A 19,289-nucleotide genomic window follows, 5' to 3' on the forward strand; every position below is an offset into this window, starting at 1 on the left:
GCCCCGATGCTAACGAGGCGCGCCCGTCGGTCGGGCGCCTAGCGCGCCAAGCCCTGTGCGGCGGCGGGCGACAGCAGCGCCGTCGTGGGCGAAGGGGGACGGGTCTCGTCGTCGGTGCTTGCTCGGCCGGGGTGGGCGTCGAGGCGGACGTCGGTGCATCCCAGCCACCGCCGAAGGCCCGGAACGCCGACACCGCCGCCCGCGCATGGTTCGCGTCCAGCTGTGCGAGCTGATCGCGCGCGGCGAGCAGCAGCCGGTCCTCCTGCAGCACTTCGATCAGGCTGGCCGCGCCACCCTTGTAGGCGTCCTCGGCGGCATCGCGCGCGACCTGATGGGCGCGGACCTCCTGCGCGAGGTCGCCGCGCTGCAGTTCCAGCTCGGACAACGAGACGACCGCGTTCTCGACGTCCTCGGCGGCGCGCAGCATGCGCTGGCGCACCTGTGCGAGCGCCTCGGCCCGCGCGCCGCGCGCCTGGGCGACTTCGGCGTCGACGCGGCCGAAATCGAACAACCGCCAGTGCAGCCCCAGCAGCGCCTGCGGCTGGAACGCGTCCGGGCTGAACAGCCCGCCGTGCAGGCTCGATGTGCCGAGCACGCCGCCCAGCGTCAGGCGCGGGTAGTACTCGGCCGTCGCGACGCCGATGCGTGCCTGGCTCGCGTCGAGCTGGCGCTCGGCGGCGATGACGTCGGGGCGGCGGCGCATCAGCGTGGCGGGCGTCAGGTCACCGGGCAGCGATGGGACGCGATAGGTCGAAGTCTGGGAGACCTCCGGACTCTGGCTGGCATGCGGGGTCTGTGCAGACCGCGATGACTGCGGCGGCCGCGGAGGCGCGAGCAGCTTCGCGGCATAGGTGCCGGCCTGTTCGCCCATCAGCACGTCGAGGCGGTGCTGCTGTTGCGCGAGCTCGGTCCGCAGCGGCGGCAGTGTGCCGCGCGCCTGCAGTTGCAGCGCCTGCGCCTCGGCTACTTCGCGCTGCGCGGCCAGGCCGCCGTTGAAGCGATCCTGGATCAGTTGCAGCAATTGCGACTGGGTGCGCAGATGGGCCTCGGCCACCTCGATGCGGGCCTGCGCGCCGCGCACGCGGAAGTAGGCGTCGGCGGCCTCGGCGGCGACGCTCACGCGAGCGCCCAGTCGGGCGGCCTCGGCGGCCTGCCATTCGGCGACAGCCGCGGCTTCGCCCTGGCGAAGGCCTCCGGCGAGGTCCGCTTCCCAGCTCGCGCCCACGCCCAGCGTCTGCAGCGTCTGGTGGCGGTCGTAGCCGGGGAAGCCGCGCGCCAGCGAGCCTTCGGGGCTCTTCAGCGCTTGGCGTTGCGTGAGCAGCTGTCCTTGCACCGCGCCCTGCGGAAGGCGCAGCGCGCCGGCGCCTTGTGCCGCGGCGCGCGCCTGCTCGACGCGGGCCAGTGCGACCGCGAGGTCCAGGTTCTGATCGAGCGCGCGCTGCACGATCGCGGTCAACGCGGGATCGTTGAAGTCCTGCCACCAGGTGCCGAGCGTGGCGGGCGCGGCGCCGTCCTGGTGCTGCGCGATCAGTGCCTGACCGGCGAAGCGCTCATCGAGCGCGCGGGGACGTTCGCCCGGGCCGGGCATCTGGGCGCAGGCGGCGAGGACGGCGGCGAGCGCGAGCGGCGCGAGCCGCATCAGCGGACGGAGGGCAGCGGACTGCAGGGGCGACATGGCGGATCTCCCAGGGGATCGAAGGGTTCGAGGGATTCGGATCGGATCAATGCGCATCGGCGGAGGGCGCGGCCGGCGGCGCGATCTTGCGAAGCATCGGCACGAACACCAGCGCGACGATGAAGCAGACCATCACGATCAGGAAGGCGTCGGCGAAGGTCATCGTCAGCGCCTCGCGGTAGGTGAGCGACCAGAGCTGGCGCAGTGCGGCGGTGGCGGCGTCGCCCGACGGCATCGAGGCCGACAGCGACGATCCCACCGAGGCCAGCATCTGGTTCATGGACTCGTTGCTGGTGTTGAGGTGCTCGGCCAGACGCTGGAAGTGCAGGTTGGTGCGGTCGTTGAGGATGGTCGCGCAGGCGGCGATGCCGATGGCGCCGCCGAGGTTGCGCATCAGGTTGAACAGCCCCGACGCCAGCTTCAGCCGCGCCGGCGGCAGCGCGCCGAGCGCCAGCGTCACCACCGGCGGCACGCAGAGCTGCTGGCCCATGCCGCGCAGCGCCTGCGGCAGCAGCAGCTGGTGCGAGCCCCAGTCATGCGTGATCGGCGCGAACTCCCACATCGAGATCGCGAAGAGCGAGAGCCCGGCGAAGAGGATCCAGCGCAGGTCGAAGCGGCCGGCGAGGAAGGCATACAGCGGGATCGACAGGACCTGGAACACGCCGGTCGAGAACACGGCCAGGCCGATGTCGAGCGCGCTGTAGCCGCGCACGCGGCCGAGGAACAGGGGCGTCAGGTAGATGGTGGCGAAGATGCCGATGCCGGTGATGAACGAGAACAGGCTCCCCAGCGCGAAGTTGCGCTCCCTGAGCGCGCGCAGGTCGACGATGGGATGCGCGTGGGTCAGGCTGCGGGCGATGAACGCGATGCCCGTCACGCCGGCGATCCAGGCGGTGGCGACGATGGTCGAGTCGCTGAACCAGTTCCAGCGCGGACCTTCCTCCAGCGTGTATTCCAGGCAGCCCAGGAATACCGCGAGCAGCACCATCGACAGGTAGTCCGCCCCCTTGAGCAGCGAGAGGTTGGGCCTGTCCACGCGGACCATCAGCGGCACGACGACGGTGACGAGCAGGCCCGGCAGCAGGTTGATGTAGAAGAGCCACTGCCAGGACAGCACGTCGGTGATGTAGCCGCCGACGACGGGACCGAGCGTCGGCGCCAGCGACGCGATCGCGCCGATCGTCGAGGCCGCGATCACGCGCTGCTTGCCGTTGAAGTACATGAACGCGGTGGTGAAGACCATCGGGATCATGGAGCCGCCCATGAAACCCTGCAGCGCGCGGAACGCGATCATGCTCTGGATGTTCCAGGCCAGGCCGCACAGCAGGCTGGTCAGCGTGAAGCCCAGCGCCGAGACCGCGAACAGCCAGCGCGTGGACATCACGCTCGCGAGCCAGCCCGAGAGCGGGATCACGATGATCTCGGCGATCAGGTAGCTGGTCTGCACCCAGGTCGTGTCGTCCGCGCCGGCCGAGAGGCCGCCGCCGATGTCGCGCAGCGAGGCGGACACGATCTGGATGTCCAGCAACGCGATGAACATGCCCACGCACATCGTCGCGAAGGCCAGCACCTTGTCGCGGGTGGTCAGCTGGTCGATGGGGATGACGATGTCGGACCAGAACGGCGGGCGCTGGCGTGGCGTCGGCGTCGGGGGCACCCCCGCGTCCGCCGTGGCGAGGGCGGTGCTCATTGCACGCTCGCCGTGGTCGTTGCGGTCCTCGTGCCGTCGGTGGCGGCGCTGTTGGTGCCGCTGTTGGCTGCGTCGTTGGCGGCATTGTTGGCGGCGTTGTTGGCGCCGGCGCCGGCGTGGTTGGTGTCGACCTCGACGACCACGGACAGGCCCGGGCGCAGCCGGCCGAGGAGATCGTCGGCCGGGTCGAGCCGGATGCGCACCGGCACCCGCTGGACGATCTTGGTGAAGTTGCCGGTGGCGTTCTCGGCGGGCAGCACGCTGAACTGGGCGCCGGTGGCGGGCGAGAGGCTGCCGAGCGTGCCGTGCAGCACGACGCCGGGCCAGGCGTCGGCGCGGATGCTCACCGGCTGGCCGGCGGTCATGCGCGCGAGCTGGTCCTCCTTGAAGTTGGCGTCGACCCACAGGCCCTGGGCGGGGACCACCGCCAGCAGCGGCGTGCCGGCGCCGACATAGGTGCCGAGCCGCGCCTTGCGGTTGCCGATGTAGCCGTCGCGCGGCGCGCGCAGTTCGGTGTAGCCGAGGTTCAGCCGGGCGATGTCGCGCTCGGCGCGGGCCTGGTCCAGCGCGGCCTGCGCCTGGCGCTTCTGCGTGGCGATGACGTCGAGCTGGCGCTCCGCGGCCTGCTGCTCGGCACGCGCGCGGGCGGAGCCGGCCTGCGCGGTCTTGAAGCTCGCCTCGGCGCGCTGGCTGCTTTCGACCGACACCGCCGCGCGGCCGACCAGGTCCTTGTAGCGCGCGAAGTCGTCGCGGGCGCGCTGCTCTTCGGCGGAGGCCGCATCGATGCCGGCGCGGGCCTTCGCGATCACGGCCTGCTGCAGCGCGGCGGCGGCGCCCAGGTTGGCGATCGCGGCGTCCTGGGCCTCGACGGCGGCGATGGCGCGTTGCAGCGCGGCCTGGTAGTCGCGGGCGTCGATGCGGGCGAGCAGGTCGCCGGCGTGGACGAACTGGTTGTCGACGACCGGCAGCTCGGTGATGTAGCCGGTGACCTTGGCGCCGATCACGGTCACGTCGCCGCCGACGTAGGCGTCGTCGGTCTCTTCATGGAAGCGGCCCACGGTCCACCAGTGCGCGCCGTAGGCGCCGATCCCGAGCATGACAGTCGTCAGCACCGCCCATTTCAGCGAAGCGCGCCCGAGGGAGCGACGCGGCGGCGTCGCCGCGGGCGCGGCGGAGGGCGCGGTGGTGGTGGGTGTGGCCGTGGTGGCAGCGGCTGGCGTTGAAGCGGTCATGGAAGGACTCCGGCATCGTGGACCCGCCGGTCGGCGAGCGATGGAGCGGACTATAGGAATGTCACTTTCATCATGGAAGTCACTGGGCGTGGAATGCACTGTTCCTGTTTCGTCAACTAACTTGCATGATGAAAGTCAGTGAGAATCACGGGACCGCCGTCGTGCCGATCAGACGCGGCGGCTTCGTCACTCACCAGGAGACCCCGATGCGCCGCACCAGCTTCGAAGACATGGCCTGCCCGGTGGCGAGGGCGACGGACATGCTGGGCGACAGCTGGAGCGTGCTGATCCTGCGCGAGGTGTTTTACGGGCACCACCGCTTCGACGAGTTCACGGCCGAGCTGGGCATCGCGTCCAACACGCTGACGCGCCGGTTGGCGGAGCTGGTGGAGCGGGAGCTGCTGGAAAAGCGCCTCTACAGCGACAAGCCGCCGCGCTACGAATACGTGCTGACGCCCAAGGGCCGCGACCTGCGGCCGGTGATGCTGGCGTTGCTGACCTGGGGCAACCAGCATGCGCCGTTGAAGAACAAGCCGGTGCGGCTGATCGACACGGAGACCGGCGAGCCGGTGGAGCTCAAGCTCATCGACGCCCGCACTGGCAGGGCGATCGGGCCGCAGCACAAGGTGGAGCGGCGCTCGGGGCAACCGAAGAAAGTGGAGCTGTTCGACTTCGACGGCATGACGCCGGCCGCGGGCGCGGCCGACTAGGACCGTTTGTCCCCGAGTCTCAGCGCTGGACCAGCGCGAGCTTCATGCCCAGGCCCACGAACGCGGCCGCGAAGCCGCGTCGCATCCAGCGGAGCACGCGCGGTCGCGTGAGCACGCGATCCCGCATCGCAGCGGCGAAGACGCCGTAGATCGCGAACACCGCGAAGGTCATCGCCATGAAGACGAGGGAAAGCTCGACCATCAGCGGCGTCGGGTGGGGCTCGTCGCGGGCGATGAACTGCGGCAGGAAGGCGAGGAAGAAGATCGAGAGCTTCGGATTGAGCAGGTTCACCAGGGCGGCGTGGGTGACGACCTCGCGGGCGGAGCGCGGCGGTCCGTCGGCTTCCACGGCAAGCGGGCCGCGCTCCTTCAGCGACATCCACGCCATGTAGAGCAGGTAGACGACGCCGACGTATTTCACCGCGTCGAAGGCGAGCGCGCTGGCGTGCAGCAGCGCGGCCAGGCCGGTGATGGCGGCGAGCATGTGCGGGACGATCCCGATCGTGCAGCCAAGGGCGGCGTGGATGGCGGCCCGCGCGCCGCTCGACAGGCCGGCGGCGAGCGTCACCAGCGCGCCGGTGCCGGGCGAGGCAACGACGATCAGCGAGGTGATCAGGAACTCGGGGTTCGAGAGCGAAGTAAAGGGCACGACGGACCTCGGGGCGGTGATGGCGGAGAGGCCATGGTCGAGGCACGCGGCGGTCGCGTCTTGGATGAAATTGCAGCCTGGCGCCATGGGTCGGGCGAGGGCGGCCAACCCGCAGTCAACCCGCGGTCAACCCGGCGGACTCAGCGGACGGCGGCGGCGTACGCGCCCGGCGCGATGCCGAAGCAGCGGACGAAGTGGCGCGTCAGATGGCTCTGGTCGAAGAAGCCGCTGGCGGCGGCGGTGTCGGCCAGCGGGGTGCCGCGCGCGATCAGGCGACGCGCGTGCTGCAGGCGGCGCTGCACGAGGTAGGCATGCGGAGGCAGGCCGGTGGCGCGCGTGAAGCCGCGCAGGAACTGGAAGCGGCTCAGGCCGGCCTCGTGCGCGAGGTCCGCCAGGCTGACGGGCGCGGTGAGATCGTCGTCGAGGCGCGAGCGGGCGAACGCGATGCTTGCCGGGATCGCGGGAAGGTCCGCCGCGCGCGGTTGGAGCAGCGACTGCAGCAGCAGGATCAGCGCGCCGTCGACGTGGAGCGTGTCGGTGGTATCGGCCGGCGTGGCCGCCATCGCGCGGAAGAGCGCTTCGAAGCGACCGGCGATGCGGTCGTCGTGCAGCGTGGGGAGGTGGAACTCGACGTCCCCGGCGTTGCTGCCTTCAGCGATGTCGGCCACAAGGCCGCCGACCACGTCGGGCGAGAGGTACAGCATCCGCCACGCGCGGCCGTGGTCGCCGAGAGGCAGGCCGTCATGGACTTCGCCCGGGTTGACGGTGATGACGTCGCCGGCGACCGACTGGACCATGCCGCGGCCGCTGGCGGTCTTCTGAGCGCCGCGATCGATGCGGCCGATGCCGAATTCGTCGTGGATGTGGCGCGGGAAGGCCTTCGCGCTGTCGGCGCTGACGATGTCGATGCCCGGGAGCAGGCAGGGCAGGCGGGTGAAGGCGGGCATGGCGCGGCGCGGAGGATGACGCGACTCTAGCAAGGCCCGGCCACGCATCATCCCGCGTCCCCAACGCCCTCACTGGTTTCTGCGCCCATGCCGACCTCGCTTCGTCTCGCCAACATCGTGCAGCTCGTGCTCTTCGGGCTGATGCTCATCGCCAATGCGGTGCTGGCGATGTCGGCGGAGGGGAGCTCGTCGGTGTGATGACCTTGGTGCCGGCGTTCCCGTCGGATGATGGGGCGAAGACGCCGACGGCGGCCCCGACGCCCTGAAGACGCGCTCGCCGGCTAGGCGAGCAGATCCAGCGTGCGCGGATCCGGCTGGCCGCCGAAGTAGCGATCCAGCGCCTCGATGAACACGGCGTCGTCGCCCGACGCCTTCGCGAAGAGCGTCAGCGACGAGCGGAACTTCATCGCGTCCACGACGCCCAGGATCTGCTCGGCGGTCTTGTTGCGATGGGTGTTCATCAACGCCACGCATTCGCGCAGGCGCAGGCCGAGAACCTCGTGGTCGAGATAGGCGATCGCCTCGTCCAGCGACTCGATCCCGTAGAACTGCGCCGTGCTGCTCACGCCCAATCCGCGGAGCTGCGGGAAGAAGTACCACATCCAGTGGCTGAGCTTGCGTCCGCGTTTCAGTTCGGCCAGGACGTCGCCGACCTGAGGAGCTTGAGCATCGAGGAAGCGATGGAGGTCGTACGGCGAGGGCATGGCGTTGGCGACCTCCATGGCGCGGTGAGTTCAGGTGTGCGGCTCGATCGTTGGAGGCGTTGCGCTCGACTGCCCCGGCGAGAACAGCGCCACGACGCTCCGCGGAGCATCTTCGCCGAAGAACTGCTGGTGATTCCGCGCCGTCTGTTCAGCGTACTGCCGGCTGCGTGGGAACAACTCGCGCTCGTAGGCCGCCAACGCCGCGTCAACGTCGCCAGGATGATCCAGCAGGGCCAGCGCCAGTTCGGCGCCGTCCAGGAGGGCGAGATTCGCGCCTTCGCCCGCGAACGGCGACATCAGGTGGGCCGCGTCGCCGACGAGCGTGACGCCCGGGACCCGATCCCATCGGTGATCGACGGGAAGCGCATGAATGGGCCGGACGATGGGGGGCGTGTCGCTATCGGTGATCAAGGCCCGCAGTTCCGGCGCCCAGCCTTCGAATTCCTCTGCCAGGCGGCTCAGGGCCGTCGACGGGGAAGTGAAGTCGATCGCGCCGATCCAGGCCTCGGGTCTGTTGAGCGCGACGTAGGTGCTGAGCGTGTCATCCGCATAGCGATGCGCCAGGATCCCCTTGCCGGGCTCGACGGCCATCAAGGTGCCGCTGCCGATGGCATCGGCGCTCGCCCGGTGCTGCCCGTTGCCGTCGAGCAGCCGGGTCTCCACGAACGTCGTGCCGACGTAGATCGGCTTCGCCGATGACACCAGCGGACGAACCTTCGACCAGGCGCCGTCGGCGCCCACCAGGAGATCCGTCGTCACGGTCGAGTCGTCCGAGAAGTGCAGCCGATGCTGCCCCTCGGAAAGAGGCTCGACCTGCACGAGCTTGGCGCCCCAGCGAATGGCACCGGCTGGCAGGGACTCGATCAGCAACCGGCGCAACGCACCGCGATCGACTTCCGGCTTGGCGGTCTCGGGCGAGCCGGGCTTGTCGAAGAGGACTCGGCCGGCCCGGTCGACGACCCGCTTGGCGTCCTCGCCCGGCAGCGTGAGGGCGAGAAATTCGTCGTGGAGGCCCGCAGCCTTCAGACCGATCTGGCCGTTGTACTCGTGGATGTCGAGCAGGCCGCCTTGCGATCGGGCCTGGGGCGACACCTCGGCTTCGAAGACCGTCGCGGCGATGCCGTTGACGTGCAGGACTCGGGCGAGCGTCAAGCCGCCGAGTCCGGCGCCGATGATGGCGATGCGGAGGTGCTTGAAGGAGGGGCTGTGGCGGGAGGAGGTCATGGCGCGTTCCTATGTCCGCGAGCCAGCGCGGGAAGACGCGCTCGCTCGCAAAGTCCGACAGGTGTCGGGGGAACCGCTGGCCAACCTTGCTTGCGATGCTCGGTGACTTGTGCGCGGCTGTGAGACTCGTCGTGCGAGCGCCAGCCGTTTTTCGCGATCGTGAGCCTCAAGTATTGCACGCCGCTGTGACGCGGTTCAACGGTGCATGGGAGGCGCCGACGCGCACAAACGAAAAACCGCCACGAAGGCGATTTCATTCTGGGTATGAGGTTGACGAGCCTTACGTGTACGAACCAGCGGGCCTCTGAACGAGACGAGCATTTCAAGGCTGAAGGCAACGCCTGCTCGGCGCGACCCCAGCGATGTCCGTCGAGGGCTGGCAGGTCTGAGACCGTGGGGCCGGAGCATCGTAGAGGTGGTTGAATCCTGAAAAGCTAACATCGCAGCATGTTGGCGTCGGCGGCTGAGTACCTCGGGCCGCGATTGATGAGCCGTTCTGGGACTAGTGGTCAACGCGATGACAGACTTCCTTCTTCACGAAATCGACGCCACCGGCTTGTTGTCAAGCAGGCCTAGCCGCGCGCCAAACTGGCAGCGAGAAGCTGAAGCCCTGAGCACTTTGGCAGAGGTGTTCGCGAACACACCACAGAAGCTGGCGCAGACGCTGGCTGACACCGCGCTAGCGCTCACAGGTGCACAGGCCGCTGGAATCAGCCTTGAGGAGACTGACTCCACGCCACAGATCTTCCGGTGGGTCGCCACCGCTGGCACTTACTCCTGCTACTTGAACGGCACAATGCCACGCGATTTCAGCCCCTGCGGCGAAGTCGTCCGGCGCAACTCGGCGGTGCTGATGCGGCATATGAGTAAGCTGTACGAATACGTCAGCCAGCTCCACGAGCCGCCCCATGAGGTCCTGCTAGTGCCCTTCCAGCATCGCGGTACTCCAGTAGGCACAGTCTGGGTTGTCAGCCACGACGATCAGCGCGGTTTCGATGGCGAGGATCTTCGCGTTGTTCAGAACCTAACTCGCTTCGCAGGTGCTGCGGTGGAAAGCGTGGACCTGGTGAAGCAGCTAACCGAGCTTGACGCCCGCAAGGACCGCTTCATGGCGCTGTTGGCGCATGAAATGCGCACCCCCTTTCGGCCATCAGCCTAGCCACTCAGGTGATCAAGCGGACCGGCGACGACGCGGGTCGACGCAGCAACATGGTCGCTTCTCTAGAGCGGCAAGTAGGCCAGTTGACGTCTCTGGTACGCGACATGACCGATGTATCGGCCGTTCGTAGCGGCAAGCTGTCGCTCAACAAAATCGTCGTATCCATGCACGAGATTGTCGCCAGTGCCTTGGAGGCATGCGATGAGCAACTCAGAGCCAAAAACCACCGCCTGGAGGTGCACCTGTCCGACAGCGATCCTCTTCTAGTTCATGGCGATGCAGTGCGTTTGACCCAGGTGCTAGTGAACTTGGTCAGCAACGCTGTGAAATACACGCCGACCGGAGGGACCATTGAGGTCCAAGCAACACGTCGCGGACATCACGTTGACCTTTGCGTAGTGGATTCGGGAGTCGGCATTGATCCGTCCGACATCAGCAAGATTTTCGACATGTACATGCAGGTGGAGATGGACAAGCGACCGATTGACAGCGGCCTGGGTATTGGCCTTGCGCTCGTCAAACAACTAGTCGAAATGCATCAAGGCAAGGTCACCGTGTCCAGTGACGGCCTTGGTAAGGGAAGCGTCTTCAGGTTGACCCTTCCGGCATACATCTCAGGAGTTGAATGAGGGTTGCCGCGCTTGTCTGAACGACTTGCGAGGCCAAGCAGGCTAGTAATGCAGCAGTACTGCTGAAAGACTATTGAGATTTAGCGGCTTGAGAAAGAAGTGTTCAAAGAGCGCTTGTTCTTGTTTTGGCAAGGGGACGCCGCTCATGGCGTTGATACGCGGCGCGGGTCCGTGAAGCGCGCGAATGGCTCGTGCCAGCTCGCACCCACTCATCCCTGGAAGATGGATATCAGTAAGAACGACTTCCGCACCTTCGAGTTGATACGAAGCCAGCCCGGCCTCTGCGTCATGGACGCCCACCACTTCAAATCCACATAGATTGAGGTACTGGACAAGACTGGAGAGCGAGTCTTCGTGGTCCTCCACGACAAGTACACGCACGGTGATCCCTTAGGGACCGCAAGCTCAGCGTGTCACGAGCGGCTTTGGATGCCCCCGGCGCTGCACGGAGGTTAGATCGCGTTTGGGGCAATCGGGCCTCCCGTGTAAGACGAGATTCAGCGTAGCGGTCAGCTCCACCGAGAACGGGCATCGGCCAGGGCTGCTCGAAGTTGCCCTTCTTCCATCGGCTTGAAGAGCGTCCGGTCAAATGGGGTTGGTTCATAGGCCGTCACGTCACCGACGCGGGGATGTGCGGTTACGGCAATCATCCAAACGCCCGCACCCAAGCGGTTCCGAATGAGCGCGGCAAGGGACATCCCGCTTCCATGCCGTGAGTACGGTTCGATGACAACAACGTCGGGCGCCTGCGCATCGATTCGTTCAAGGGCTTCGTCCGGGGTCATCACGGATTCGGCATGCCAGCCCTCCAAGGTGAGCCACGCCGCCAACGCTTCGCCAGCGTCGGGAAAGTCGTCAAAGACTAGAACGCTCCATGCCCGTCCACACATGGCGGCAAATTTTGCTCAAGGCGGCATGAACCAGGGAATTCGGGTTTGCGCGATGCGTGAGCCGCAAACGCTCGTAGGTGCGCCGCCTTGCCTTCAGGCGCGTCTTCACCAGTTCGCGCACCAGCACCCGGTAAAGCGGATCAGCCTCGCTAACTTCCCAATGGAGCCACCGCAGCCAAGCAGGCAGCACGTTGTCCACGGGTGTAGAGCTGCCGGACGCATTGGCGTCCCGGAGCTTCGCCTTCTCGATTCCGAGGGCAAGGGCCTGATTCTCCATTTGCTGAGCTGAGAGACCCTCAAGGCGCTGGGACTCGTCGGACTCCAGCATGCGCGCATACATGAGGTCGCACGCTTCCTTGATCAGGGCGGGGGAGAGCTTGACCGAGGGCAGGGGGCGCTGGCTGGCCTCTTTGGCCTCCCGCTGCTGGTCGAACCGCTTCACCCATTCGGCGCGCAGTGCGGTCGCCCTAGAGTTCGCCAAACGGAGGTCTGCGGTCTCAAGGGAGCAGCGATGTGCCCACTGGCCTGCGTAGAGGTGCTTGAGGTCGCTCGGTGCTTTGATGCCCCAGTGCCAGGACGTGCTACCGGGCCGCTTTTGGACCCCCGTGGCTCGCTTCATGTCTTCGCTCACGTTCGTCATGAGCGGACCCTGAAGTTACACACCATCGGTACACAGTCGGATGCTTGGAACCCCGATAAACACTGGGATCCCGCATGAACACTGGGGAAAAGGAAAGAAGGTTGACGAGCCTTACCCTCGGCACTGGTCACAACGGTTAGGGCTGCTTGGTTCCCCATCTGACCCGGTTGGCCGCGCTTCCATGCGAGGAGGCCCGTCATTTCGCATTCTATCCGAGCTTTCGAGGGGCTCCGGCCAAGTCGCCCCGACCGCAGCCGGTGCGCTCCTCGGCGTGCGACCCGCGTCCGAACAACGCCGGCCCAGCGTCGACTCAAGCCCAGCGCCTGTGGTTAAATCCGATCCGGACCTCGCGGGCGTCAGCCCTCCGGTGCCATCGCCGATTTACCAACTACTTGCGGGCGATCAACAAATGCGGCTAAAGCGTTGCGGCTCCGATTGCCCCCGGGCCGGCAAACGCCGGTGATCTCTGTGGGCTCTCGGAGTTTTTTCATGTCCGCTCGTCTGGCTCAGTTCGACTCGCTGCTGTCCCGCCGCCGCGCCGCTCGCACCACCACGACCACCACCTTGCCCATCCAGGCCCCGCGCACGCTGCGCGACCCTGGGGCGAGCCGGTCGCCGAGTTCTCCCGCTTCCCGTCCGACCTCGAACTGCTCAAGGCCGCCCACCGCCTCCAGTCCGACGACTGGATCGGCGCGCTCGCCGACGACGGCCAGTCCCATCGCCTGAACGCCGCCTGGCGCCTCGCGCTGCTGCGCGCCGACCGTCACGGTCGCGCCCGCGTCACGCGCGACGTCGGACCGCAGTGGCTCAGTTCACCGCGGGTCGCGCGACCCGGCGAGCGTCCTGCGGCCTTGCGCCGCGAGCTCCACGCCGCAGCCGTCCAGCAACTCTGGCTGACCGGCTGGAAGCTGGTCTGACAAGGTCCGCCTGCGTCGCGGCCGGCGCGGCCGTGCTCACGCCGTGACGAGCCGTTCCGCGAGCCACGCCTCGGTGGCGTAGGGGAAGGCGATCGTCGGCTCGCGCAGTTCCGCGTAGCGCGCCTTCAACGCGCACAGCCGGTCCGCGACCAGGGCCTGCTCCGACTCCGGCAGCGCCGCGATGAAGCTCACCGACAGGATGCGGTCGAGCACCACCTGTTCGAACGTTCCCACGTGGCTGTGCGGCAGCACCGTCCGCTGCAGCGGCCCGAAGAGCGTCTGTCCCTCGAAGGGCTGTTTCCAGGTGCCCTTGTAGAAGCGGGGCGCATCGCCCTCGTAGGGCGTGACGATCTCGGTGATCTCGGCGACCCAGTCGCGCGACTCGTCGCGTACGTTCCAGATCAGACCCAGCCGGCCGCCTGGGCGCAGCACGCGGTGGATCTCGCGCAGCGCCTGTGCGTTCGCGAACCAGTGGAAGGCCTGCGCGCAGACGAGCACGTCGGCGTCGCCGTCGGTCAGCGGGATCGCCTCCGCCGTGCCCGCGAGCGCCCGCACGGCGGGCAGGCTTTCCGACAGCCGCGCGCGCATCGCGTCGACCGGCTCGACCGCCGTCACTGTCGCGCCGGCGCGCGCCAGCAGCTTGGTGAACTTGCCGGTGCCCGCGCCGAGGTCGACGACCCGCGCGCCCGCCCGCACGCCGAGCGCCTCACCGAGCCAGCCGGAGAGGGCGTCGGGGTACTCGGGGCGGCCACGCTGGTAGTTGTCCGAAGCGCTGGTGTAGCCGCGCTGGGCGGCCTCGTGGATGGGCGTGTTCGATGGCATCGGAAGATCCTACGCCCGGCGCGGCGGGCGGGCGTCAAGCCCGCGTCATCGGCCGGATCGCACGTCGGCCCCCTTCATCAGAGCCCGAGCAAGACCTGGCGCGTCACCGACACCGCCATCACATACGCCAGCGCGATCAGCGCCAGCACGTAGCCGAGCACGCGGAACTCCCCGCGCCCGAAGGCCCAGTGCCCGGTCGCGAAGTAGATCCCCAGCGCGACGAACTTCGCCGTCATCCAGGTCTCGTAGCGCGGGTCGAGGTGGAGCGCCCCCACAGGCTGAGGCCGGACACGACGATCAGCACGTGGCTACTGAACACCAGCGTGCGCAGCCGCTCGTCCGTCACCCACGCGGCGCCGAATTGATGCGCGAGCCCGCGGACCAGGAACAGCCCGATGCTGCACCACGCCAGCAGCGCATGCATCTTGACCATCGGGCCGTAGAACCAATCCATGACCGGGGAGCTTCGTCACGCGGCGGGGGGATGTCAACCTGGGGAACGCGAGGCGGGGTCGGGCCCCGGGTGATCCCCCCGAATCCCCTCCGAAGACGGCCCCCTGCGCATCCCCCGCTGCCCACAAGTTTGAGTCATGGCAGAACGCGTTTCGATTTCGAGAATGAACGCATGGCATCGACGTGGGTCGGTGAAGGAAAGGCAAGCAGCGATGTTGCAGCAAGTTGACATCACGGAAACGCCACAGATGACGGCGCTGGAGTCGCACGCCCCCGGTCGTGCGCGGCCGGTGTGGGTGCACAGCAAGTCCCAGGCGCCCTATCTCTTCCGCCCGTGGATGAACCCGTGCGTGCCCGGCGAGTGGCCCTACGACCTCCAGGCACTGCGTGGCACGCAAGACTACGAAGACATCATCGACTGGTTCGCTCGCAAGCATCCGCATCTGCAGCGCGAAGACTTCGATACCGTCGACCGCGAGCTCGTTCGGTGCGCAGGGGGTCGGGAGATCAGTGTCGAGGTGGCCAGGGATCCAGAGGAGTACAACCTGCACCTGATGTTCAGGTTCTTTGGCTACTCGCCGATCTCTGGCTATCCCTACGCAGAAGTTGAGGCATTCGAGGCCCTGCATACGACGGTGCCGGCAATCGACCGCCTGTGGAGGGTCGTGCTGGTCAGCACTTGGCCCGGTCGCTTCGAAGATCGCCATCTGGTGAGGTGAGGGCGGCGCTATGACGGTATTCGATCCAGACGAAGTCCTCGCTGTCGCGCAGCACTTGTTGACGCGATGTGATGAAGCCAGCAACCGAAGTGCGGTATCACGACAGATCCGCGCCCAGCTTCAGGTGATTGCTGGCCGCAAACAGTACCGTGGCGAGTGAAGGCGCCTTGACATGACCACGGAGCGGGCTGAGAAACAACAAAGGGCGCCGCAGCGCCCTTCATGCCTTCAGACCTGACCCCGCTCAGCGCAGCTGCAGATCGTCATCCCCGAAGCGGATGTCCAGCGGCTCGATCAGCAGCTGCTTCTCGCCGTCTTCGACGCGGCCCGCGTCCCACGCGTCGATGCCGCAGGCCTTGGCGATCTCCACCACCTTCGCCGCCTGGTCCGCCTTCACGAAGATCGCGAAGCCGGCGCCCATGTTCAGCGTCGAATAGGCCTCGCGGTCGTCCTGCTGCGCATGGTCCTGGATGAACTTCAGCACCGGTGTCACCGGCGGCAGCGTGTGGATGCGGTAGGTGAACTTGCCAGGGTGGCGCAGCAGCTTGCGCCAGCCGTGGCCCGTGATGTTGGCGCAGTAGTGCGGCGTGACGCCGGCCTTGTACAGCGCCTCGGTCACCGGCGAGTAAAGCGCCGTCGGCGCCAGCAGCGCGTCGCCGTAGGTCAGGCCCGGTTGGACTTCGGTCAGGTAACCCTTCGGCAGGCGTTCCGTCAGCTTGCGCGCCAGGCTCAGGCCGTTGGCGTGGATGCCCGACGAGGCCAGCAGCACGATCGCGTCGCCCGCGCCCAGCTTGTCGCCGACCGACAGCCGTTCCTTCGGGTTGATCAGGCCGGTGCAGGACGCGGCCAGGTCGATGCGGCCGCCTTCGACGATGCCGGCCAGCGCCGGCGTCTCGCCGCCGCCCCAGGCGACCTGGCAGACGTCGCAGGCCTTCTTCCAGCCGGCCACCAGCGCCTGCGCGCGCTGCGCGTCGCCGAACCAGTCCGAGCCGCCCGCGGCCCAGTAGGCCTGCACCACCAGCGGCGTCGCGCCCACGGTGATCAGGTCGTTCACCGCCATCGCGATCGTGTCCTGCGCGATGCCGTCGTAGTAGCTCTTGCCCGTCAGCGTGGCCATCTCGTCGGCCACCAGCGTCTTGGTGCCCAGGCACTCGACGATGGACGCGATGTAGAACGGACCCACGTCGACGACGTACGCCGACTCGCCGCGCGACGCCTTCACCTCGGTGAAGCCGTGCGCGCTCAGGTGGCCGGCGGTCGCGGCCGCGGCGCGCTGGGCGCTGATCTTCAGCGGGTCGATCAGGTCGTAGTTGACGCCGGCCTGTTCGTAGCTCAGCGTGCCGGAGGAGGGGTCGTGCGGGGTGCTCATGGGCGCGGATTATCCGTCAGCGCTGACCGACTACCAGAAGGCCTCTCCTGACAAACCCGGACGCGCCCCGCCCGCGGGCCGTCCGGTCGGGGGAGACCGCCCCCGTAGAATGCCTCGCCATGAGCTACCAGGTCCTCGCACGCAAGTACCGCTCCCGCACGTTCGAGGAGCTGATGGGTCAGGAACACGTCGTCCAGGCCCTGGCCAACGCGCTGACGCAGCAGCGCCTGCACCACGCCTACCTGTTCACCGGCACCCGGGGTGTGGGCAAGACCTCGGTGTCGCGCATCCTGGCCAAGTCGCTGAACTGCGTCGGCCCGGACGGCACCGGCGGCATCACCGCCCACCCCTGCAACGTCTGCGACGCCTGCCGCGACATCGATGCCGGGCGCTTCGTCGACTACGTTGAGCTGGACGCGGCCTCCAACCGCGGCGTGGAGGAGATCTCCCAGCTGCTGGACCAGGCCGTCTACAAGCCGGTCATCGGGCGCTTCAAGGTCTACATGATCGACGAAGTGCACATGCTCTCGAACACCGCCTTCAACGCGATGCTGAAGACGCTGGAGGAGCCGCCCGAGTACCTGAAGTTCGTGCTGGCGACCACCGATCCGCAGAAGGTGCCGGTGACGGTGCTGTCGCGCTGCCTGCAGTTCAACCTGCGTCCGATGTCGCCGCAGACGGTGCTGGAGCATCTGACGCGCGTGCTCTCGAACGAAAGCGTTCCGAACGAGCCCGGCGCGCTGCGCCTGCTGGCGCGCGCGGCGCGCGGCTCGATGCGCGACGCGCTGTCGCTGACCGACCAGGCGATCGCCTTCGGCTCCGGCGAGCTCAAGGAAGCCGGTGTGCGCCAGATGCTGGGCAGCGTCGACCGCGGCCATGTGCTGGGCATCCTGAACGCGTTGATCGCGGGCGATGGCGCCGCGCTGGTCGGCGCGTCGGACCGCTTGCGCGACATGGGCCTGTCGGCCGGCGGCACGCTGGAAGACCTGGCCGTCGCGCTGCAGCATCTGGCGGTGGCGCAGGCGGCGCCGGGCGCGCTGGATGCGGGCGATCCCGACCTCGCCGAGCTGTTGCCGCTGGCCAGCCAGCTGCCGGCGGACGAGGTCCAGCTGATGTACAGCATGGCGCTGCACGGACGTCAGGAACTGCCGTTGGCGCCGGACGAATACGCCGGGCTGACGATGGTGCTGCTGCGCATGATGGCGTTCCGTCCGAACGGGCCGGGCGCGCGTCAGCCGTCGGTGCCGGAAGGCGCTGCGCGTACCGCGCCGGCGCCTGCCGTGAGCGCCGCGCCGGTCGCGCGTCCGCAGGCCACGGCGCAAGCCGTCGCGCCGATGGCGGCCGTGCCCGCTCCGGCACCTGCGGTGCCGCGTGTTGCCGAGGCCGCGGCCCCTGAACCCGACCCTGAGCCTGCGGAAGCGCCCGTAGCGGCGCCGGTGGTGGTGGCGCCGGCGGTGGTGCCCGCCGAGGTGTCGCCAGCGGCCGCCGAATCCACGCTTGATCCGGAGCCCGAGCCAGCCCCGACGCGCGCTTCTGCGCCGGTCGCTGTTCCCGCGCCGGCTCCCGCGCCTGCGCCCGCTTTAGCCGCCGAGCCGCCCCGTGCGCCAGCGCCCGCGGAGGCCCCCGCGCCTCGCGCCCCCGCGCCGTCCGGCCCGCTGCGTGCCGCCCAGGCAGGAGCGCCCGCGACCCGCTTCAGCGAACGCCTGCGCCCGCGTGCCGGCCCACCGCCGGCCGTGAAGGTCGAGTCGGACGCCGAAGAGCCGGAAGACCTGTCCCCTCCGCATGACGACAACGGCCCGCCGCCCTGGATGGACGTGCCGCCGCCGTCCGACGAGGAAGCGTCCGTCGGCATGTCGATGCCCGACATGGACGATCCGATGCCGTCGTCCGCTGAATCAGGCGGCGGCGGTGGCGGCGGTGGAATCTATGTCTCGACCGCCATCGAGGAGGTCGAGCTCGTGCCGACCGCGCTGGGGGAACGCTGGTACGCCGTCGTGCCGCAACTGGGCCTGAACGCGCTGGCGCGCGAACTGGCGTTGCAGGCCGAATGCCTGGAGATCGACGAGTCCGCCGAGCCGCAGCGCTGGCGCTTCCGTGTCGAGCGCGAATCGTTGCGCCAGCCCGGCTTGATGGAGAAGCTCCAGTCGGTGCTCGCGACCTTCACCGGCAAGTCGGTGCGGGTCGACATCGAGACCGGCCGCGCGTCCGATTCGCCCGCGCTGCGCGACACGCAGGCGACGCGCGCCCGCCAGCGCCAGGCGGAGTCCATCATCCTGGAGGACCCGGAAGTCCAGCAGCTGCTCGCGCAGTTCAAGACGGCGCGGATCCTGCCGGGGTCGATCAAGCCGGTCTCGACGCGCTGACGGTCCGACCGCGGACCGTCGATCGCCGGACGGCACGACGCGGCGCCAGCGCGGGCGCGCGTCGTGGGCGACAATCCTGCCCATCGCATCGACCTCCGGGTCATCTCCGGGTCGGCCCTCCGCCGCCCCATTGAATCTCTGAACAAGGAATCACGATCATGATGAAGGGTCAACTCGCAGGCCTGATGAAGCAGGCGCAGGCGATGCAGGACAACCTGAAGAAGGCGCAGGACGAGCTCGCCAACATCGAGGTCGAAGGCCAGTCCGGCGCCGGCCTGGTGAAGGTCACGATGACCTGCAAGCATGACGTCAAGCGCGTCGCCATCGACCCCAGCCTGCTGGCCGATGACAAGGACATGCTGGAGGACCTCGTGGCCGCCGCGTTCAACGACGCCGTGCGCCGCGCCGAACAGGTCAGCTCGGAGAAGATGGGCAAGCTGACCGCCGGCATGCCCATGCCTCCCGGCATGAAGTTCCCGTTCTGATGGCCGTTCTGA

At 68.2% G+C, this 19,289-nt stretch carries 20 protein-coding genes, 1 other RNA gene and 1 pseudogene; 6 read left to right on the forward strand and 16 right to left on the reverse strand.

The genetic code is table 11. The features are described from left to right. Window positions 1-223: 223 nt before the first annotated feature. The 3 genes and pseudogenes from ACQ86G_RS16045 to ACQ86G_RS16055 form a co-directional block, all read right to left on the reverse strand. A pseudogene (locus ACQ86G_RS16045) lies at window positions 224-1,732 on the reverse strand (efflux transporter outer membrane subunit); the annotation flags it as partial. Continuing rightward, window positions 1,722-3,365: a DHA2 family efflux MFS transporter permease subunit gene (locus ACQ86G_RS16050; protein ID WP_431256273.1), complete on the reverse strand. Its 1,644-nt coding sequence runs from the start codon at window positions 3,363-3,365 to the stop codon at window positions 1,722-1,724. The gene ACQ86G_RS16050 and the pseudogene ACQ86G_RS16045, both read right to left, overlap by 11 nt. After that, window positions 3,362-4,597, reverse strand: coding sequence for an HlyD family secretion protein (locus ACQ86G_RS16055; protein WP_431256274.1), 1,236 nt, complete (start codon window positions 4,595-4,597; stop codon window positions 3,362-3,364). The genes ACQ86G_RS16050 and ACQ86G_RS16055 overlap by 4 nt, the downstream gene beginning before the upstream one ends. A 206-nt stretch (window positions 4,598-4,803) precedes the next feature. On the opposite strand from ACQ86G_RS16055, the gene ACQ86G_RS16060 reads away from it, so the two are divergent. Beyond that, window positions 4,804-5,307, forward strand: a complete 504-nt coding sequence (locus tag ACQ86G_RS16060) for a winged helix-turn-helix transcriptional regulator (protein ID WP_431256275.1) — start codon at window positions 4,804-4,806, stop codon at window positions 5,305-5,307. Window positions 5,308-5,326: 19 nt separating this feature from the next. On the opposite strand, the gene ACQ86G_RS16065 is transcribed toward ACQ86G_RS16060, so the two are convergent. From ACQ86G_RS16065 to ACQ86G_RS16080, 4 genes are all read right to left on the reverse strand, one after another. After that, a complete protein-coding gene (locus tag ACQ86G_RS16065) occupies window positions 5,327-5,956 on the reverse strand; it encodes a LysE family translocator (RefSeq protein WP_431256276.1) in 630 nt (209 codons plus the stop codon). Window positions 5,957-6,096: 140 nt separating this feature from the next. Beyond that, window positions 6,097-6,903 (reverse strand): AraC family transcriptional regulator, encoded by an 807-nt coding sequence (locus ACQ86G_RS16070; protein WP_431256277.1) that lies wholly within the window; start codon window positions 6,901-6,903, stop codon window positions 6,097-6,099. A 281-nt stretch (window positions 6,904-7,184) separates the two neighbouring features. After that, window positions 7,185-7,625: a DUF1810 domain-containing protein gene (locus ACQ86G_RS16075; protein ID WP_431256278.1), complete on the reverse strand. Its 441-nt coding sequence runs from the start codon at window positions 7,623-7,625 to the stop codon at window positions 7,185-7,187. A 12-nt stretch (window positions 7,626-7,637) separates the two neighbouring features. Beyond that, entirely contained in the window at window positions 7,638-8,831 is a 1,194-nt protein-coding gene (locus ACQ86G_RS16080; RefSeq protein WP_431256279.1) for an FAD-dependent oxidoreductase, read from the reverse strand. 517 nt (window positions 8,832-9,348) lie between these two features. On the opposite strand from ACQ86G_RS16080, the gene ACQ86G_RS16085 reads away from it, so the two are divergent. Then, window positions 9,349-9,990, forward strand: coding sequence for a GAF domain-containing protein (locus ACQ86G_RS16085; protein WP_431256280.1), 642 nt, complete (start codon window positions 9,349-9,351; stop codon window positions 9,988-9,990). 8 nt (window positions 9,991-9,998) lie between these two features. Further along, window positions 9,999-10,619 (forward strand): sensor histidine kinase, encoded by a 621-nt coding sequence (locus ACQ86G_RS16090; protein ID WP_431256281.1) that lies wholly within the window; start codon window positions 9,999-10,001, stop codon window positions 10,617-10,619. Between the two features lie 42 nt (window positions 10,620-10,661). On the opposite strand, the gene ACQ86G_RS16095 is transcribed toward ACQ86G_RS16090, so the two are convergent. The 8 genes from ACQ86G_RS16095 to ACQ86G_RS16130 all read right to left on the reverse strand — a co-directional run bounded on the left by ACQ86G_RS16095 (window position 10,662) and on the right by ACQ86G_RS16130 (window position 14,342). Further along, window positions 10,662-11,000: a response regulator gene (locus tag ACQ86G_RS16095; protein ID WP_431256282.1), complete on the reverse strand. Its 339-nt coding sequence runs from the start codon at window positions 10,998-11,000 to the stop codon at window positions 10,662-10,664. 128 nt (window positions 11,001-11,128) lie between these two features. Then, window positions 11,129-11,509: a response regulator gene (locus ACQ86G_RS16100; protein WP_431256283.1), complete on the reverse strand. Its 381-nt coding sequence runs from the start codon at window positions 11,507-11,509 to the stop codon at window positions 11,129-11,131. Next, window positions 11,475-12,149 carry a DUF6538 domain-containing protein gene (locus ACQ86G_RS16105; RefSeq protein WP_431256284.1) on the reverse strand — a complete coding sequence of 225 codons (675 nt, stop codon included), beginning with the start codon at window positions 12,147-12,149 and terminating at the stop codon, window positions 11,475-11,477. The genes ACQ86G_RS16100 and ACQ86G_RS16105 overlap by 35 nt, the downstream gene beginning before the upstream one ends. A 100-nt stretch (window positions 12,150-12,249) precedes the next feature. Then, an RNA gene (gene ffs / locus ACQ86G_RS16110) (signal recognition particle sRNA small type) lies at window positions 12,250-12,347 on the reverse strand. A gap of 308 nt (window positions 12,348-12,655) precedes the next feature. Further along, window positions 12,656-12,916: a hypothetical protein gene (locus ACQ86G_RS16115; protein WP_431256285.1), complete on the reverse strand. Its 261-nt coding sequence runs from the start codon at window positions 12,914-12,916 to the stop codon at window positions 12,656-12,658. 186 nt (window positions 12,917-13,102) lie between these two features. Then, a complete protein-coding gene (locus ACQ86G_RS16120; protein WP_431256286.1) occupies window positions 13,103-13,888 on the reverse strand; it encodes a methyltransferase domain-containing protein in 786 nt (261 codons plus the stop codon). A gap of 77 nt (window positions 13,889-13,965) precedes the next feature. Next, window positions 13,966-14,124, reverse strand: coding sequence for a hypothetical protein (locus ACQ86G_RS16125; protein ID WP_431256287.1), 159 nt, complete (start codon window positions 14,122-14,124; stop codon window positions 13,966-13,968). Next, window positions 14,121-14,342, reverse strand: a complete 222-nt coding sequence (locus ACQ86G_RS16130; protein WP_431256288.1) for a hypothetical protein — start codon at window positions 14,340-14,342, stop codon at window positions 14,121-14,123. Before ACQ86G_RS16130 ends, ACQ86G_RS16125 begins: the two co-directional genes overlap by 4 nt. A 136-nt stretch (window positions 14,343-14,478) precedes the next feature. On the opposite strand from ACQ86G_RS16130, the gene ACQ86G_RS16135 reads away from it, so the two are divergent. After that, window positions 14,479-15,060, forward strand: coding sequence for a hypothetical protein (locus tag ACQ86G_RS16135; RefSeq protein WP_431256289.1), 582 nt, complete (start codon window positions 14,479-14,481; stop codon window positions 15,058-15,060). Window positions 15,061-15,304: 244 nt separating this feature from the next. On the opposite strand, the gene ACQ86G_RS16140 is transcribed toward ACQ86G_RS16135, so the two are convergent. Continuing rightward, window positions 15,305-16,429, reverse strand: coding sequence for an AIR synthase-related protein (locus ACQ86G_RS16140; protein ID WP_431256290.1), 1,125 nt, complete (start codon window positions 16,427-16,429; stop codon window positions 15,305-15,307). 119 nt (window positions 16,430-16,548) lie between these two features. Here ACQ86G_RS16140 and dnaX point away from each other — a divergent pair, with 119 nt between their 5' ends. After that, window positions 16,549-18,792: a DNA polymerase III subunit gamma/tau gene (dnaX, locus tag ACQ86G_RS16145; RefSeq protein ID WP_431256291.1), complete on the forward strand. Its 2,244-nt coding sequence runs from the start codon at window positions 16,549-16,551 to the stop codon at window positions 18,790-18,792. Window positions 18,793-18,950: 158 nt separating this feature from the next. Next, window positions 18,951-19,277, forward strand: coding sequence for a YbaB/EbfC family nucleoid-associated protein (locus ACQ86G_RS16150; RefSeq protein WP_431051755.1), 327 nt, complete (start codon window positions 18,951-18,953; stop codon window positions 19,275-19,277). Window positions 19,278-19,289: the final 12 nt, after the last annotated feature.

The organism is Roseateles chitinivorans, assembly GCF_050632145.1.
GTDB classification, from domain to species: domain Bacteria; phylum Pseudomonadota; class Gammaproteobacteria; order Burkholderiales; family Burkholderiaceae_C; genus Roseateles; species Roseateles chitinivorans_B.